Source organism: Collinsella sp. AM40-7AC, assembly GCF_003468125.1.
In the GTDB taxonomy this organism is placed as follows: domain Bacteria; phylum Actinomycetota; class Coriobacteriia; order Coriobacteriales; family Coriobacteriaceae; genus Collinsella; species Collinsella aerofaciens_O.
Window position 1 is genome coordinate 248,358 of the sequence record NZ_QSGK01000003.1, and the last position, 17,623, is coordinate 265,980.

General features: G+C 60.0%; 14 protein-coding genes. All 14 read right to left on the reverse strand.

Annotated elements, in window-relative coordinates; translation table 11 throughout:
* Positions 1–4: 4 nt before the first annotated feature.
* The gene (murC, locus tag DW892_RS04195) at positions 5–1,423 is read right to left on the reverse strand and encodes a UDP-N-acetylmuramate--L-alanine ligase (RefSeq protein ID WP_117636008.1); all 1,419 of its coding nucleotides are present in this window, start codon (positions 1,421–1,423) and stop codon (positions 5–7) included.
* A 97-nt stretch (positions 1,424–1,520) separates the two neighbouring features.
* On the reverse strand, positions 1,521–2,636 hold the full coding sequence (murG, locus tag DW892_RS04200; RefSeq protein WP_117765907.1) for an undecaprenyldiphospho-muramoylpentapeptide beta-N-acetylglucosaminyltransferase: 1,116 nt from the start codon (positions 2,634–2,636) through the stop codon (positions 1,521–1,523).
* On the reverse strand, positions 2,626–4,119 hold the full coding sequence (gene ftsW, locus DW892_RS04205) for a putative lipid II flippase FtsW (RefSeq protein WP_117765909.1): 1,494 nt from the start codon (positions 4,117–4,119) through the stop codon (positions 2,626–2,628). Before ftsW ends, murG begins: the two co-directional genes overlap by 11 nt.
* Before the next feature lie 36 nt (positions 4,120–4,155).
* Entirely contained in the window at positions 4,156–5,562 is a 1,407-nt protein-coding gene (murD, locus tag DW892_RS04210) for a UDP-N-acetylmuramoyl-L-alanine--D-glutamate ligase (protein ID WP_117765911.1), read from the reverse strand.
* A 9-nt stretch (positions 5,563–5,571) separates the two neighbouring features.
* Positions 5,572–6,591, reverse strand: coding sequence for a phospho-N-acetylmuramoyl-pentapeptide-transferase (mraY, locus tag DW892_RS04215; RefSeq protein WP_089571579.1), 1,020 nt, complete (start codon positions 6,589–6,591; stop codon positions 5,572–5,574).
* A gap of 3 nt (positions 6,592–6,594) precedes the next feature.
* Positions 6,595–8,019 carry a UDP-N-acetylmuramoyl-tripeptide--D-alanyl-D-alanine ligase gene (murF, locus tag DW892_RS04220; protein ID WP_117765913.1) on the reverse strand — a complete coding sequence of 475 codons (1,425 nt, stop codon included), beginning with the start codon at positions 8,017–8,019 and terminating at the stop codon, positions 6,595–6,597.
* 128 nt (positions 8,020–8,147) lie between these two features.
* Positions 8,148–9,848 carry a penicillin-binding protein 2 gene (locus DW892_RS04225; RefSeq protein WP_316242602.1) on the reverse strand — a complete coding sequence of 567 codons (1,701 nt, stop codon included), beginning with the start codon at positions 9,846–9,848 and terminating at the stop codon, positions 8,148–8,150.
* Between the two features lie 182 nt (positions 9,849–10,030).
* Complete coding sequence (locus tag DW892_RS04230) at positions 10,031–10,501, reverse strand: hypothetical protein (RefSeq protein WP_022094483.1); 471 nt, start codon at positions 10,499–10,501, stop codon at positions 10,031–10,033.
* A gap of 90 nt (positions 10,502–10,591) precedes the next feature.
* Entirely contained in the window at positions 10,592–11,557 is a 966-nt protein-coding gene (gene rsmH, locus DW892_RS04235; protein ID WP_117765917.1) for a 16S rRNA (cytosine(1402)-N(4))-methyltransferase RsmH, read from the reverse strand.
* 20 nt (positions 11,558–11,577) lie between these two features.
* On the reverse strand, positions 11,578–12,012 hold the full coding sequence (locus tag DW892_RS04240) for a division/cell wall cluster transcriptional repressor MraZ (RefSeq protein ID WP_006234269.1): 435 nt from the start codon (positions 12,010–12,012) through the stop codon (positions 11,578–11,580).
* A 462-nt stretch (positions 12,013–12,474) separates the two neighbouring features.
* On the reverse strand, positions 12,475–13,416 hold the full coding sequence (gene xerD / locus DW892_RS04245; protein WP_187364980.1) for a site-specific tyrosine recombinase XerD: 942 nt from the start codon (positions 13,414–13,416) through the stop codon (positions 12,475–12,477).
* 2 nt (positions 13,417–13,418) lie between these two features.
* A complete protein-coding gene (locus tag DW892_RS04250) occupies positions 13,419–15,080 on the reverse strand; it encodes a CTP synthase (protein ID WP_006234274.1) in 1,662 nt (553 codons plus the stop codon).
* Between the two features lie 178 nt (positions 15,081–15,258).
* Positions 15,259–15,597: a hypothetical protein gene (locus DW892_RS04255; RefSeq protein ID WP_040358312.1), complete on the reverse strand. Its 339-nt coding sequence runs from the start codon at positions 15,595–15,597 to the stop codon at positions 15,259–15,261.
* A gap of 256 nt (positions 15,598–15,853) precedes the next feature.
* Positions 15,854–17,335: a DUF1846 domain-containing protein gene (locus tag DW892_RS04260; protein WP_006234276.1), complete on the reverse strand. Its 1,482-nt coding sequence runs from the start codon at positions 17,333–17,335 to the stop codon at positions 15,854–15,856.
* Between the last annotated feature and the right edge of the window lie 288 nt (positions 17,336–17,623).

Below are 17,623 nucleotides of genomic sequence, written 5' to 3' on the forward strand. Positions count from 1 at the left end.
AGACTTAAGCGTCTTTCTTGGCAGTCAGATACTCAATGAACTCGGGACCGACGGTCGTAACGTCGCCGGCACCCATGGTGAGCAGCAGGTCGCCCTCGCCCACCATCTGCTCGAGCTCCTGATTGAGCTCAAGACGGCTGGAGCAGTACACGACCTCCTTGCCAGGATGCTTGGCGCGCACGGTATCGGCGAGCATCTTAGAGGTGACACCCGGAATGGGCATCTCGCCAGCCGAGAACACATCAATCAGCAGCAGTTTATCGGCATTGGCAAATGCATCGGCAAAGTCGTCGCACAGGGCCTGCAGGCGCGAATAGCGGTGCGGCTGGAACACGACGTCGACGTGCTTGTAACCCAGCGACGAAGCGGCAGCAAGCGTCGCCTTGATCTCGGTGGGGTGATGGCCGTAATCATCGACCACGGTGATGCCATCGATATCGCCCACGTGGGTAAAGCGACGGCGGACGCCCTCAAAGCTCGAGAGCGCCTTGGCGGCGGCGTCGATGTCAAGGCCCAGGACATGGGCGACGGTGAGCACCGCCGTGGCGTTGAGCATGTTGTGGCGACCGGGATTGCTCTTGATCTCCACAGCGCGCTCAGTGCCGTCCTCAAAGCGAACGATAAAGTCACTCTGGATGCCCTTGACATCCGGGTGCATGCAGACGATGTCGTTGCTCTCGGCAAAGCCGTAGGAAAGCACGTGACGGCCCGTCGACTTGGCGAGCTCGACCAGATGCGGGTCCTCACCGCAGACGATGACGGTGCCGTCCTCGCCCACCAGGCTCATGAATTTGGCGAAAGTTGCCTCGATCTCCTCGATACCCGAGTAGTGATCGAGGTGGTCGGCCTCGACGTTGGTCACAATGACTACGTTGGGGTTCAGGAACAGGAAGGAGCTGTCGGACTCGTCGGCCTCGGCGACAAAGTAGTCGCCCGAGCCGTTCTTGCCGTTCGTGTCATAGCCCTCGACGATGCCGCCGATCAAGAAGCTCGGATCCAGACCCATGCGGTCGAGCATGGTGGCACACATCGAAGACGTGGTGGTCTTGCCATGCGTGCCGGCAACAGCGACGGTGGTGTAGCCGTGACCCAAAGCAGAGAGCATCTTGGCACGGGGCCACACGGGAATACCAAGCTCGCGAGCGCGCACGAGTTCAGGGTTGGACTCCGGAATAGCGGTGGAGACAACAACCACGTCGGGCTTGACCTCGTCGATCGTGGCGGCCTCATGGCCCACATGCACCTTCACACCAGCGCGGGTAAGCTGGCGGATATAACGTGACGTCTTAAGGTCGGAGCCGGTAACGGCATAACCGCGCTCGTGCAGAACGAGGGCGATGCCGCTCATGCCGGCGCCGCCGATACCGATAAAGTGGGCGCTCTTAAACTCGGGCGCGGAGGTTGCAGTCTGGGAATCAGCCATGTGCTCGTGTACTCCTTGCGTAAACACTGCCTGTAACCCGTTAACTGTACCGCACCTACCGCATCAGCGCGAGGGCGACCGACGATATCCCGTCTAACTAACGCAAACCCTCTACCGCATCGGCCAGAAGAGCGGCGGCCCTATCCTGAGCCAGACCACGCGCCGCCTGACGCATGGCGTCGCGCGCCGCCGCGTCATCGACCAGGTGCAGCAGCTCATCGGCAAAGGCAGAACCGTCGATATCGGCATCGGCGCAGAGCACGCCGGCCCCGGCGTCGACCAGATAACGGGCATTGGTGGTTTGGTGGTCGGCCGTCGCATGCGGGTACGGCACGAGCACCGAAGGCACGGCGAGCGCAGCGATCTCGGCCACGCTCGATGCTCCCGAACGCGATAGCACCAAATCGGCAGCAGCCAGCATGTCGCCCATGTTGTCGATGTAAGGCTGGACGCGGTAACGCTTCGCCTCCTCGAGCGTCAGCGCCAAAGCGCGCTCGGTCTCCTCAAAGCCGTCGGCACCCGTCGAATGCAACACATAGAGGTTCTTGCGCGAAAGCAGCTCGTTTTTGAGCGAAGCCACGCGCTCGTTGAGGTGCTGGGCGCCGAGTGAACCGCCAAAGACGAGCAGCAGCGTAGCGTCCTCGGGAACGCCAAGTGCCTTGCGGCCGCGAGCGCGATCGCCCTCGATCACCGAGCGACGTACGGGGTTGCCGGTCATGAGCACGTGGCCAGGGTCACCTTCGCGCTCAAAGACCGAGCGCGCTGCCGGCACCGAGATGCACACGCGAGCGGCGTGGGAGTTCATCATCTTGTTGGCCAGGCCCGGAACAGAGTTCTGCTCATGTAGCAGATACGGAACGCCTGCGCCCTTGCACCACCCCAGCAGCGGAACCTCGACATAGGCACCAAAACCGATGGCGGCATCGGGCTTGCCGACCTTTGAGAAATGACTGGCGAGCGCACGCTTGGCCTTGTTGACACGCCACAGCGAGGTCAGCGCCGTCCAAGGACGGGAGCGGTCGAAGCCCGTAACCGTAATGGGCACAAAATCAAACCCAGCCTCGGGGACCAGACGACCCTCGAGCTTGCGCGACTGGCCCACGAACACAACGTGGTGGCCACGGTCACGCAGCTCTTCGGCCAAGGCGAGCGCGGGGTTGATATGCCCTGCCGTGCCGCCGGCTGCAATAGCAACGGTCATCTTATCGGTCATGGTAGTCCCTTCGTACACGCGGTCCCTGGTCGTCGGTGCGCAAACGCGCCGACGGGTCCGAGTTCAAATCGATTCGATTATATCCGCCGCCCGCATTGCGAGGAGTTGGGCGCTGCGGACGACCTTGCGGCGCCGTTCGCTGACGCGGACGGGCTGCCGGCTCGGTCGCAGAGCCATCCAGAACGGTAAAGCCGTTACGCGAAGACCGCTCGCCGCGCACGTGGGGCACGCCGGCGGTACTCTCATCCATAACGGCAAAGCTCTCGCGGCGACGGTCGTACTCATCGCGACGGGCGCTCTCGTACGAAACGCGTAGGATCAGACCGGCAAGCATAAGCGACACAATAATCGACGAACCGCCATAGCTAATAAACGGCAACGGTTTGCCCGTCATGGGAAACACGTTGAGGATGCCCAGCGCATTGATCAAAAACTGCACCGCGAGAATGACCGCAGAGCCAGACGCCATGAGCGCGCCCCGACGATCGGTCGCCTGCTCGGCAATGCGAAACGCCGAGTAGATCAGCATCGCAAACACCAAGAAGAACAGGACGGTTCCGACAAAACCGACTTCCTCGCCAATGATGGCCAGGATGTAGTCATTGTGCGCCTCGGGCAGATACGAGTACTTCATGGTTGAGTTGCCGATGCCACGGCCGAACAGACCGCCCGAGGCAAAGGCCATGATGGCAAGCGTGGCCTGATAGCCGTCACCATACTCGTCGGCCCAAGGGTTCAAGGCAACCTGAATACGCACCATACGGTATGGCTCTGCGACAAGCGCAATCACGATCACGAGAATGCCGAAGATTAGCACGCCGATGATAAATCTGGGGTCGAGACCCGCAAACAACGCCATGCACATGAGGGTCAACAGGATGATCAGGACGGTACCGAAATCGGGCTGGATAAAGATCAGAAAGAGCGAAATGCCCAGGTAGATGCCCATCTTGCGAAGGAATTCGTTGATGTTGCCACCGGGCGAAAAGAAGCGGTCGAGCTTGATGGCCGAATACGCAATGGCAAATGGCTTTAAAAACTCGGAAGGCTGGAACTGAATGCCGGCAATGTTGAGCCAGCGCGTGGCACCACGGCTGCCGCTGCCCACCAAGAACACCAGAAACAGTAGCCCAATCATGCCTATGAGGAAGATCCTGAGCACGTCTTCCCCAAACCAACTGTCCGGCAAGATGCGCACGATGGCAACCATAGCCAGCACGCCAACTCCGGCAAACGCGGCTTGTCGAAACAGAAAAAACGTCGCCGAGCCATTCTCGTGCAGCGCCTCGACCGAAGACGCCGAGTACACCATCAGCAGGCCAAAGCACACCAAGGTAAACAGGCAGGCCATGAATATCAGACGGGGGCGCATGATACGGGCGGGAACGCCGGCAATATAGCGTTCGCTAAACGACTGCCCGCCGCGACCGGAACGCGGTGTGCTGCGCCGCGAGGAAGCACGGTCCGAGTCGGGCCTCCTCATACCTTGTCGGGGGCTCTCCTCTCTCACCGGCAACCCCTATTCCATTTGCGATTTCGCCGCAGCGGCAAGCTGCGCCACATAGTCCTTAAACACGCGGCCGCGCTCCTCATAGCCCGAGAACTCATCGAACGAAGAGCAGGCAGGAGAAAGTAAGATCACGTCGCCACGGCTCGACAGCGAACGGGCGACGTCCACGGCATCGCGCAGGTCATCCGCCTGGGCAATATCCACATCGCCATCGACATCGGCCTCGTCCATAGCGGCGGTGAAACGCTCGCGCGCATCGCCAAAGCAGACGACCGAGCGTACGTTATCCATAACAACGCGCGCGAAGTCCGTGAGCGGCGTGCCCTTATCGTGGCCGCCGAGCAGCAAGATCACGTCGTCATCGGGAAATGCCGTCAGCGCCTTCTCGACCGCATCGGTGTTGGTCGCCTTGGAATCGTTGACGTAGCGCACGCCGTCAATCTCGCCACACGGCTCCACGCGGTGCTCGAGCGGCTGGAACGAGGCCAGACCGCGGCAGACACCATCGACATCGGCACCGACTGCCAGGGCAGCCGTGGCAGCGCACAGGGCATTGATAACATTGTGATGGCCCGAGATCTTGAGTTCGGACGTGGCGACAAGCTGAGTCTCGACGCCCTTCAGGCGCACGACCATTTTGCCGTCGCGCACAAAGGCGGCGTCTGCACCCTCGGGCTCGTCAAAAGCGACCTTGCAGATGCGGCGACCCGGCGTATAGATGTACTCATCGAACTCGTGAATGCCGGCGTCTTCGACGTCGACAACCACCAGATCGTCATCGACCATATTGTCAAACAGCTTGATCTTGGCAAGCGCATAGTTCTTATGGCTCTTATGCCAGCCCAAGTGGTCGGGAGTGATGTTGAGCAGCACTGCCACGCGAGGGTGGAGCTCGGTGGTCGTAGCAATCTGATAGCTCGAGAGCTCAGCCACAAACCACTCGTTGTGGGCTCGGCCGTCAATCTCGTTGATAGGCGGCTCACCGATGTTGCCGACAGCTACACTGGCCTCACCGGAAGCCTTGAGCAGATAATCGGTCAGCGACGTGGTGGTCGTCTTGCCGTTGGTGCCCGTGATGGCAATCCAGTTATCGGGCGACAGGCGATAGGCAAACTCGGGCTCACCCATAATCTGGGCGGCATGCTCGCGCCCGGCCTTAAAGAAGCCCGAGAACTCCGAGATGCCCGGGCACGTCACGCATACGTCATAGGCGCCCTCGACCTGTTCGGTCCCATAGACAAACGACGCACCGGCAGCCTCGAGCGCACGCGTGGCGTCATTGGGCTCAGAGGTGCCGCCGCCATACACGGTAACGGCGCTTACGCGCTCGGGATGTGCCAGCGCCCAGCGGGCGACATCGAGACCTGATTTGCCCTGACCCAAAACGAGCAGGCTAAAGACATCAGCAAGAGGCATGAAAGACCACTATCCCAACTGGAAGAACAGAGCAAGGCCAACGGCACCAAATGCCGCAGCGATAATCCAAAAACGAATGACGACCTTGGTCTCGGCCCAACCCTTCTTTTCGAAATGATGATGGATGGGCGCCATAAGGAAGACGCGCTTGTGCGTAAAGTGGAAGTAGACAACCTGAATCATGACCGACAGAGTCTCAACGATAAACAGGCCGCCGATGATGAGGGAGACGACCTCGGTGTTAGTCATGATGGACGTACAGGCAAACGCGGCGCCCAGAGCAAGCGAGCCGGTATCACCCATAAAGATGCTCGCCGGATAGCAGTTGAACCACAGAAAGCCCAAGCAGGCACCGGCACACGCGGTGCAGAAGATGGACAGGTTCACGTCTCCGTGCAAAAACGCCATGGCAGCCATGGCGAGCATGGCGATCATGGAGGTGCCGCCAGCAAGACCGTCAAGGCCATCGGTCAGGTTCACGGCATTAGAAAGACCGGCAATCATCAGCCAGCAAAAGACAATATAGAGCCACGGGAACGAATAGCCGCAGATGGTGGTCGAAAGCACGCCAAGGTCGATCGTCAACCCACCGGGAAAACGAATCTCGGGGGCGACGCCGCACCAGTTGACGGCAAGTACCGTAAAGGTGACACAGATAATGGTTAGGCCGATCATCTTGGCATGGGGCGTCAGACCGAGCGAGCGCCCATGCGTAACGGAGGTCAGGTCGTCGATCAGGCCCAGCACGCCGGTCGCCAGCGTGGCGAGCAGCACGAGTACGAGCTCGGTGGTGAGCTTGCCCATCAGCAGGCAGGTCAGCGAGATCGCGACGAGGATGACAACGCCACCCATGGTGGGCGTTCCCTGCTTAACCAAATGACGCTTGGGGCCGTCGGCACGAACCTGCTGGCCGATACCCTCGACCTTGAGCAGCTTGATCCACCACGGCATGAGCAGCAGCGCAATGGCTGCGGCGATGCCAAGCCCCAAAAAAGCCTGATACGTTGGATACGAGGGATTGCCGAACATGGGCTAGCACACACCTTCCACAAAGCGGTCGAGCTCAACAAAGCGGGAACCCTTGACCAGTACAACATCATGTTTTTCAAGCGCGCCGCCCATGCCGTCGAGCACCTGCTGATAATCGGAGAACACCTGGATGCGGTCCTCGTCCATGCCCATCATGCGTGCGGCATCGGCCATAAGCTGGGCCAGCTCACCACCCACGCACGCCAGCATGTCGAGCTTCTTGGCGGCGGCATAGGCGCCCACGAGCTCATGCATGCGAGGAGCCTCATCGCCCATCTCGCCCATCTCGCCCAGGATCGCCATGCGAGACCCCGTGCACGAAAGCGAGCACAGCAGATCGAGACCGGCTGCCATCGATTCGGCGCTGGCGTTATAGGAATCGTCGATGATGCGTGCACCACTCTTGGCGCGCTTGATCTCCTGGCGGTGCCCGGTGATCGTAAGACCCCTAAAGGCAGCATCGATCTGCTCGGGCGTCACGCCCAGGCGATAGGCAACCGCGGCGGCCTTAACGGCATTAGGAACGGACTGCACGCCGGGGATGGCAAGCATGGTATCGATTGTCTCGCCCTGACCAAAATCGAGCGTAAAGACCGGACGGCCTTCGTCATCAACACGAATGTCGCGGGCACGGACCTCATCATCGTCCGAGACGCCGGCCAGCATCACGTCGATACCAGCAGGCTGGGCGAACGTGTCGCGAATGAACGGCGTAAAGTCGTCCTCGCCGCCCAAAACCAGCAGCGGCAAATTGTCGCCGGCGGCGCACATGCCCTGGACAATCTCGGCCTTAGCGCGGGCGATGTTCTCGCGGCTGCCCAAAATGCCGATATGAGAGGTGCCGATCTTGCTCACGATGGCAAGGTTGGGATTGGCAGACAGAGACAGGCGCTCGATCTCGTGGAAATGGTTCATGCCCATCTCGAGCACCAGGACCTCGGTATCGGCCGGAGCGGAAAGCACCGTGAGCGGCATGCCGATCAGGTTATTGAAATTGCCCTTGGTGGCCCAGACACGATAGCGCTTGGCGAGCACAGCGGCGAGCACGTCCTTGGTCGTCGTCTTGCCGATGGAACCGGTAATGCCAACGACCAGGCAGCCAAGCTCCAGGCGATACGCGTGCGCCAAACGCAGCAGAAACTCCTCGGGATCATCGGTCAGCAAGATGGCACAGCCCTTGTCCTGCGCCAGCGAGACCAGCTCGGCCTCGGGCTCACGCGTCATCACGACGGCGCCGGCACCCGACTGGACGGCACGGGAAGCAAAATCATTGCCGTCGACGTTTTCACCGGGAAAGGCGACGAAAATCGTCCCTTCCTCGACCTGGCGCGAGTCGATAACGCACCCGCGGCATACCAGATCGACTTCTCCCGTCACGGTTCGGGCCCCTGTTGCGGCCGCGAGGTTGTTGACGGCGATCTCTATCATTGCAGCTCCCCTGTAAACCTAAATAATGCTATCGGCGTATTGTATCCCAGCGCCGCGCATGCGTGGTGCAGGGCATGTGAACACCCCTCATATGGGACAACAAACCACGCCCCAAAGATTGTAACCCCCTACTTCGCGTGCGGGATACCCAGCACGTCGAGCGCGTTGGCCATAATTGACTGGAACGGCACCGCAGCGGCATCTGAGCCGCTCGGCGTTCCGTCGAGCGTGATATAGCACAGCACCTTGGGCGATTGTGCCGGTGCAAAGCCCATAAAGGACGACATGTAGTTCTCCTTGAGGTAGCCGCCGTTCTCGTCGGCACGTTCGGCCGTACCGGTCTTACCCGCCACGTCATAGCCGTCAACCGCGCCGCCAACGCCCGTTCCCTCCGACACGACCGTCTGCATGCACGATGTCACCTGGGATGCGGCGTCCTCCGAAATCGCGCGCTCGCCTTCGCCCCAGTCCTTCTCGTCGCCTTTGCTGGACTTATAGAAGTGCGGGGTCATCATCACGCCGCCGTTGGCGATGCCGCCCACGGCACGTGCGATCTCAATCGGCGAGACAGACAGCGCCTGTCCAAAGCTCATCGAGCCCAGCGTGGCGCCGTCATACTGGTCACGCTCCTTGACGATGCCCAGGCTCTCGCCCGGAAAATCGACACCAGAGCTGTGACCGATGCCCCACTTGTCCACATAGGCGGCAAAGTCGTCGGCACCGATCTTGCGCCCCACCAGGACAAAACCCACGTTGGACGAACGGCGCATCATCTCGCGCACATCCATGGTCATGGCGTAGTCACGCTTGTCGGCATCGGTGACGGTATCGTCGCCCACCTTGATGCTCGCCGGCACCTCAAACGACGTACTCGACCGCACGACACCCAAGTCGAAGCCGGCGCCCGCCACGAGCGTCTTAAAGACCGAGCCGGGCTCGTAGGCGTCGGTGACCAGGCGCAGGTTCATATCCTCGGTCTTGGCGTTTTCCAAATTGGTCTGGTCGTAGGTCGGATACGAGCAGGCTGCCAAGATCTCGCCTGTCGTAGGATCGGTGACCAGCGCCGAGCCGTTCTTGGCCTTTGTCTTCTCGACAGCCTCTGCCAGGGCATCCTCGGCCGCACGCTGGATATTGACGTCGAGCGTCGTCACGATATCAACGCCGTCGACCGCAGCCACCTTTTTATAGGCACCGCCCGCGATATAGCTGCCGTCCCTCGCGCGCTCGCGTACGAGAGAGCCGTTCGTGCCGGTCAGAAGCTTGTTGTATTGCTTTTCGAGACCCGTCAAGCCGTCGTTGTCTACATTCACTACACCCAGCACCTGCGATGCCAGATTGCCGTATGGATATACGCGCTTCATGGCCTGCTCAAAAAGCACGCCGGGCAGGTTCTTCTTCTCCAGCGCCGCAGCGTCGTCTTCGTCCACCTGGCGCTTGATATACACCCAGGTTCCATCGGACTCAACGAGCTTGCGGCAGGTCTTTTTATCGATTCCAGTTGCCTTGACCAGCGCCGACACCGTCTTGTCAACATCCTCGACAAGCTGGGGGTTCACGGCGATGTTGCGACATTCGACCGACGACGCTAGCACGTTACCGTTGCGGTCGTAGATGGTGCCACGTTTGGCATAGAGGGTCTGCGCAAGCAGGCGGCGCGCATCGGCACGCTCGCGCAGTTTATCGGCTTCAACAATTTGATAGTCGGCAAGGCGAAAGACGCCCAAGCCCAAGCCAAGCCCAATGAAGCCCATGACGGCTTTGCGGCGAGGCAGAGGCGTGCCTGTGAGCCATTCGGTCGACGAACTCTTGCGCGACCTGGTGTTATGCACTTGAGGGCCGCCCGAGCCGCGAAGTCGCGACGCCGGGTCGTTGCCACGGGACTGCCCGGCGTTGTAAGATTGCCGACCCGTTCCTTGATAACCAGAACGTCCCCGCGACGAGGGACGTCCAGAACCGCGGCCCCCATCGGAACCGCGGCGATAGTCATTTGTCATACTCAGCTACCGTCTTGCTACTGAGCGGTCGCGGTCGCGTTGGCGCCCGCGGCTGCATCCTGCGAAAAGTCAAGTGTAACGCTCTCGCTGGGCTCCACCATGCCATAAGCGCCCGCAAGGTCGCGAATGCGCGTGTCGGCGCCATAGACCGAATGCATGACCTCCAGGTCGGAGCTCTCATCGGTCGCCTTTTCGAGCGTGTTGGTAAGCTCGGCGTTGCTGTTGAGCACCTGGGCCGTAACGCCGGCGAGCGCCACGCGGGCGACGCCGATCGTCATGAAGATAGCCGCAATGATGCAAAACGTTTTAAGAACGCTCATGAAAACCGGGCTTACCGCCTGGTTTGCCTGACGGCCCGCGCCCGTGTAGACATCAAAGCGCGGCGTGCGCTGCTCACGGGGAGCAACGGGGGCCTGCGGCGTCTCACGATAGGCGGGCATGGCGTTCATATCATAGGCGAGTGCTGCGCTTGAAGTGTTGTAGCCCATGATATGCCGCCTCCCATCCCGAGTACGTTGGTAGTATGTTTAAGCTTCGTTTATGGTGCGAGCGGGAGGTCCAATATCGCGCGGTCGCGCCTACAGACGCTGCGCCACGCGGATTTTGGCTGATCTCGCCCGAGGGTTGCGCTCAACCTCATCAGGCTGGGCAACCAAGGGTTTGCGAGTGATGACCTTGAGTATCGGCACGTTGCCGCACACGCACACCGGAATCTCCGGCGGACACGTGCACCCCTGGTTCATCTCCTTAAAGTGATTCTTTACGATACGGTCCTCGAGCGAGTGATACGAGATGACGCAGATACGTCCGCCCGGGTTGAGCCACCTGGTGGCGGCATCAAGCCCTCGTTCGAGCACATCGAGCTCGTGATTGACCTCGATGCGAATGGCCTGGAAACTTTTCTTGGCCGGGTGTCCGCCATGCCGACGAGCGGCAGCCGGGATACCCGCCTTGATGATCTCGACAAATTGGCCGGTGGTTTCGATCGGTTCTTGCTCGCGGCGGCGCACGATCTCGCGCGCGATCTGCGAGGCGAACTTCTCTTCGCCGTAGACGCGTAGAATCCGGGCGAGGTCGTGTTCGTTATAGGTGTTGATGACCTCAGCTGCGTTTAAGGTGTTATTACCCGGATCCATCCGCATGTCCAATGGGGCGTCCTCGTTATACGAAAAGCCCCTGCCAGGGATATCGAGTTGCGGTGACGAAACGCCCAAATCGAACAGGAAGCCATCGACCCCGGGCACCTCGGCCGAGCAAAGCAGCTCGTCCAAGTCGCCGAAGTTGCCCTTCAGCAGCTGGTGCGGAACGCCGGGAACCTCGCGGTCCAGACGGGCGCCAGCGGCCTCGAGGGCCATGTCGTCCTGATCGACGCCGAGCAAAAGGCCCGTCTCCCCCACCTGCGCGGCCATCTTTACCGAATGGCCGGCACCGCCAAGGGTGCAATCGCAGACAACGGAGCCGCTCTTTAGCCGCAGCGACTCAAGCACTTCGCCGAGCATGACAGGTTCATGCCGATATTCTTGTGTCAAGATCCCACGCTCCATCCGTTACCCGTGCCTTGCCCTTACGAGAAGAAGAGGTCCAGCAGGGCCTCATCGTCATCGTCCTCATCGGCCGCGGCGCGATCCCAAACCTCAAGGTGGTCGTAGTTGCCCACAACCGTGACCTCGCGGTCGAGGTTCGCCTGCTTGCGGAGAGACTCGGAAAGACCGATACGACCGGCGCTGTCCACATCCATCGACGTGGTGCGCTTGTTGATCGCCCTCATGAGCTTCTGGTCGTTGATATCACGCGGGTTAAAACCCTCGTGGCCCTCACGACCCGCGAAGAGTCCTTCGACCCACTTATCGAAGGCCTCGGCAGAGAACACGTACAGAGCATCGACATCCAGGGCTTTGAACACGCGAACGTGCTCTCCAAGCTCCTCGCGAAGGGGTGCAGGCAGGGACAGACGACCTTTTGCATCGAGATTGCGCTCGTATGCACCAGTCATTCCCATGTGCGCCCTCCCCTCGGTTACTCAGATGGCACGTACGCGGGGAACCACCCCGCCTGTCGACGTCATCAATAATATGGGGAACCGCCCCATTTTTCAACACCTTTCCCCACCCCTTCCCCCACCCCTCCCCACCATTCCACCCCCAATATGTTGTAAAACACCCCCGAGCATATGTTCGAAAACACAATATGTTGTGTTTGCAGCAAAGGCGGGATGCCACCTGTAGAACCACGCCCGCGAACCTCAACCTTCAAGTTGACCTTGAGGCGATTTTTACGTCCCTTTACACGCCGTTCACATCGCCCCCAAACTCCCCCACCCACGGTGCACACGGCCCACCGCCGCGTCGGTGTCTAGCGAAAAATGGGACGAGCCCCAGATTGCCCATGCGCGCAAAAGTGCGTCTCGGCAATCTGGGGCCCGTCCCCTTTAGTATTTATAAATATGCAGGTCAGCGAGGTGCTAGCGATGTGCTAGCGGATGCGCCGCCAGATAGACCTCGGTCAGTTGCGTTCGGTCGACATGCGTGTAGACCTGCGTGGTCGAAATATCGGCATGGCCCAAAATCTCCTGCAGCACACGCAGGTCGGCACCGCCCGCGAGCATGTGGGTGGCAAAGGAGTGGCGCAAGGTATGGGGATGGAGCCCCACCAGCCCCACCTGACGCCCATACCGCTCGCATATCGTATGCACGGCCTGGCGCGACAGGCGACGTCCGTTCTTATTTAAAAAGACCGCCGAGGTCTCGGTTCCGCGGGCATGAGCCGCCAAGCGAGAACGTCCCTCAGTTACATAGAGCGTCAGAGCTCGCGCCGCGCTTCCCACCAGTGGGGACAGGCGTTCCTTTGAGCCCTTACCGCGAACGAGTACAAAGCCATCGTCAATATGGATATCGCCCATATCGAGCCCAACCAGCTCACTCACACGCAAACCGCATCCGTAGAGCACTTCCAAGATGGCATGGTCGCGCAGTCCCATCTCGCCCTCGGGAAAGTCTTGATCGAGCAGTGCCGAGACATCCTCCACCGATAGATACTCCGGCAAACGCTCAGCCTTTTTAGGAAGGCGCAACGCCGCCGTTGGATTTTGGGCCACAGCCCCATCGCGCACCAAAAAGGCATGCAGGCCCTTCACGGCCGCAAGCGCACGCTCCACCGAAGCATCGGAATAGCCTCCGTCGCGGCGATCGGCGACAAAGCCCTCCACGATCTGACGGGTCACCTCTTCAAAAGACACAATACCCGCCCGCTCCAGATAGGCGCAGTACGTCGTCAGGTCACGACGATAGGCCGCAATCGTGTTGCGCGCCAAGCCCCGCTCGACCGCGAGGTAATCGAGATACTCCCCCGCCGCCACGGCGAGCGACGAGGGAGTAGCTTCGGTATGTTCCTTATTCGCCGGCACCCTTAGTCCGTAGCGAGGTTCATGGGCGTCACCTGCAGACGGTCGACACCCTCGTGCTGGCCGATCGAAGCGCGCACGAACTCGCGGAACAGCGGCTGCGGGTTGGTCGGGCGGCTCTTGAACTCGGGATGAGCCTGGGTTGCCACATACCACGGATGAACGTCGCGCGGCAGCTCGACCATCTCGACCAGGCGCTCGTCGGGCGACAGACCCGAGATAACCAAACCGGCGTCCTCGAGCTGGTCGCGGAAGGCGTTGTTGAACTCAAAGCGGTGACGGTGACGCTCGTAGACGAGTTCCTCGCCATATGCCTCGCGAGCAAGGGTATCGGCAGCAAGCTTGCACGGATAGGCACCCAGGCGCATGGTGCCGCCCTTCTCGGTCACGTCCTCCTGCGAGCTCATCAGATCGATGACGCTATACGGACCGTCCGGATCAAACTCGGAGGAGCTGGCACCGGCAAGGCCAACGACATTGCGGGCGAACTCGCACACGGCGACCTGCATACCCAGGCAAATGCCCAGATACGGAATCTTGTGCTCACGGGCAAACTCGGCCGCGAGGATCTTGCCCTCCAGGGCGCGCTTGCCAAAGCCGCCGGGGACCAGGATGCCCGAGGCGTCGCCTAGAACCTCGGAGACATTCTGCTCATCGAGGCTCTCGCCGTCGACTAGCTGGACGTCCACATGGCGATCGTAGAAGACGCCCGCATGGTGCAGGGCCTCGATAACCGACAGGTACGCATCGGGCAGCTGCGTGTACTTACCCACGACGGCGATCTTCACCTTGTCGGCGTGATGGTTGGCGTGATTCTGTTTGCGCAGGAACTCGTTCCACTCGCTCATGTCGCGCTCACGCGGATCCAGACCCAGGCGCTCGCAAATGCGCAGGTCAAAGTCCTGCTCGGCAAGCAGCTGCGGAACATCGTAAATGCTCGCGCAGTCCTCGTTGGTAAAGACGCAATCGGTGTCGACGTCGCAGAAGCTTGCGATCTTTCCGCGGATAGCGTCATCGATATGGTGGTCGGAGCGCAGCACGATGATATCGGGCTGGATGCCAAAGCTGCGGAGCTCCTTGACGGAATGCTGCGTGGGCTTGGTCTTGACCTCGTGGGCGGCGGCGATATAGGGAACGAGCGACACGTGGATGTAGCAGACGTTCTCGGGGCCGGCCTCCTTGCGGTACTGGCGGATGGCCTCGACAAACGGCTGCGACTCGATGTCGCCGATCGTGCCGCCCAGCTCGGTGATGACTACATCGGAGCCGGTCTGCTCCTCAATGCGGCGGAACTTGTCCTTAATGGCGTTGGTGACGTGGGGAATCACCTGCACGGTACCGCCCAAAAAGTCGCCGCGACGCTCACGGGCGATTAGGCTTTTGTAGATGGCACCGGTCGTAAAGTTGGAATCGCGGGTCAGGTTTTCATCAATAAAGCGCTCGTAATGACCCAGATCCAGGTCGGACTCGTAACCATCCTCGGTAACGAAGACCTCACCATGCTGGAACGGGCTCATGGTACCGGGGTCGACGTTCAGATACGGGTCGGCCTTCTGCATCGTTACTTTGTAGCCACGCGACTTGAGCAGACGGCCCAGCGAGGCCGCGGTGATACCCTTGCCCAGGGACGAAACCACGCCACCGGTTACGAACACATGCTTGGTCATATTGAGTTACCTGCGCTTCCCGTAGAAGTTGTTTATCCACATCTTACGGGTCTTCATTGTAATACTCGCGCCGCGAACCGTTCGCAATTTTTCTCGCGTGCGATTGCATTTCTCAATCTTGAAACAAAACGCCGCCCGGTTTCCCAGGCGGCGTCGCTATGGCAAAGATTACATGCTGTTATCGATCAGCAACCTCGTCTTCGAGCATTTCCTGAACGAGCATGCCGGTACGGACGCCCTCAAGATACCACTCGCCACGTTCGGTGAGGCAAATGCCATTTGCAAGCTGACCGCCGTCGTCGCTATAACGCGAGACGACATCAATCATGCCTTCGGAATCCAAGCGATCGATTGCGGCGCGGGCACGATACGGCGAAACCCCCACGCGCTCGGCAAGCGTTTTGCGCGAGAAACCATACGGCCCGCCATTGTCTTCGGTTTGCTGGTCGATCTCCATCAACACCAGCACCTCGACACGCTTCATATCGTTGACACTCGCACGACCCTTGCCCGCCATAGCAGCCTCCTCAAACCGAGCACGAGCATCTAACGCGCCGTGCGCGACCGACACACCTCACGATGGCAGGTAATATCCATCATGCGGCATCCCGCTAAGGATGAAACAGTTACGGTTATTGTATACCGCTCAAATTGTTTCTAGGCAGGTAAACGGCTATTTTTCGCCGAAATAGGCGCTTTATTGATCAAAAAGCCGTACCGGGCGCTAACCCGATACGGCCAAAATGCAATGCATTTACCGCGGTGCTTCAAACTTAGCGATGGAAGAAACCGCGGCGCTCAAACTTGGGCTCGCAGCACACGTTGATGCCCAACTTGCGCAGTACCGTCTCGTCCGTCGGCGAGATAATCACGCTAAAGAAGGCATCGCAACCGCGCAGCTGCTCCAGGCCCGAAAGGACGCGAGCGGCCGTCTCACTCGTGGCCGAGGTGATCGACAGCGCCATAAGCGTCTCATCGGTGTGGAGGCGCGGGTTTTTGCTGCCCAGGAAATGCGTCTTGAGCTTGCTGATGGGCTCGATCGCCTCATCGCTAATGACCTCGAGCTCAAGGTCGACGCCCGAGACATGCTTGAGGGCGTTCATAATGAGCGAACTTGCGGCGCCCAGGCGCGTGGAGGTCTTACCGGTCACCACGGAGCCATCGGGCATGACCATGGCACCCACGGGACCACCCGTCAGCTGCTCCCTGGTGAGGGCCGCCGAGCGCGCCGGTGAGTAGTTCTTATCGATGCCGGCTTTCTTCATAATAATCTTGAGACGGTCGACTTGCTCATCGCCCACGCCGGTACGGCGCACATTTTCGACCGCGGTAAAGTAGCGGCGGACGATCTCCATCTTGGAAGCGTCGCGGCAGGCATCGTCATCGGTGATGGCAAAACCGACCATATTGACGCCCATGTCCGTAGGGCTCTGGTAGGGGCTCTTGCCCAGGATCTTTTCCATCAGGGCACGGACTACCGGGAAGGCCTCGACGTCGCGGTTGTAGTTGACCGTGGTCTTGTTGTAGGCCTCCAGGTGGAAGGAGTCGATGATGTTGGCGTCATCGAGGTCTGCCGTGGCGGCCTCGTAGGCAATATTGACCGGATGCGTAAGGGGCAGATTCCAAACCGGGAAGGTCTCGAATTTGGCATAGCCGGCGGCCGTGCCATGCTTGTGCTCGTGATAGAGCTGAGACAGGCAAGTGGCGAGCTTGCCCGAGCCAGGGCCGGGCGCCGTCACGACAACGAGCGGTCGGGTGGTCTCGACAAACTCGTTCTTGCCATAGCCGTCGTCGGACACAATCAGATCGACATCGTGCGGATACCCCTCGATGGGATAGTGCAGCTTGGCGGGAATACCGAGCGCGTTCAGGCGGTTGCGGAACACATCGGCAGCGGGCTGTCCAGCGTACTGGGTGATGACCACGGCCGCGACAGCAAAGCCGTTGCCGCGGAACAGGTCAACCAGGCGCAGCACATCCTCGTCATAGGTAATGCCAAGGTCACCACGAGCCTTGTTTTTCTCGATATGGTTCGCGTTGATCGCGATGATAACCTCGACATCGTCGGCGATGCTCTTGAGCATGCGGAACTTGCTGTCCGGCTCAAAACCCGGTAGCACGCGGCTGGCATGATAGTCATCGAACAGCTTGCCGCCAAACTCCAAATACAGCTTGCCGCCAAACTGCGAGATGCGCTCCTTAATGTGAGCAGCCTGCAGCTCGATATACTTCGCGTTGTCGAAACCCTGGCGCATGTATGGCTCCCGTCCCGTTTCGTAAATTAAGTTCCTACGCGATTATAACGGAGCCCGCCCTCCCCGATAACCAGACCATCAACAGGCACCAACCAAACACGCCATCGATAAGTTGCGGTGAAATAGCTCCTGTTTAACCCCTCAAGACGGCCAAACGGGAACTATTCCACCGCAACTTCCCCTTTTGGCGCAAATTAACCTGACCCCTTTGCACCAACAGCAGAAACGTCGCGGGCAGAGAACGGACAGACACTATGACCCAATCCGAGGGCACTAAAAAGATAGGAG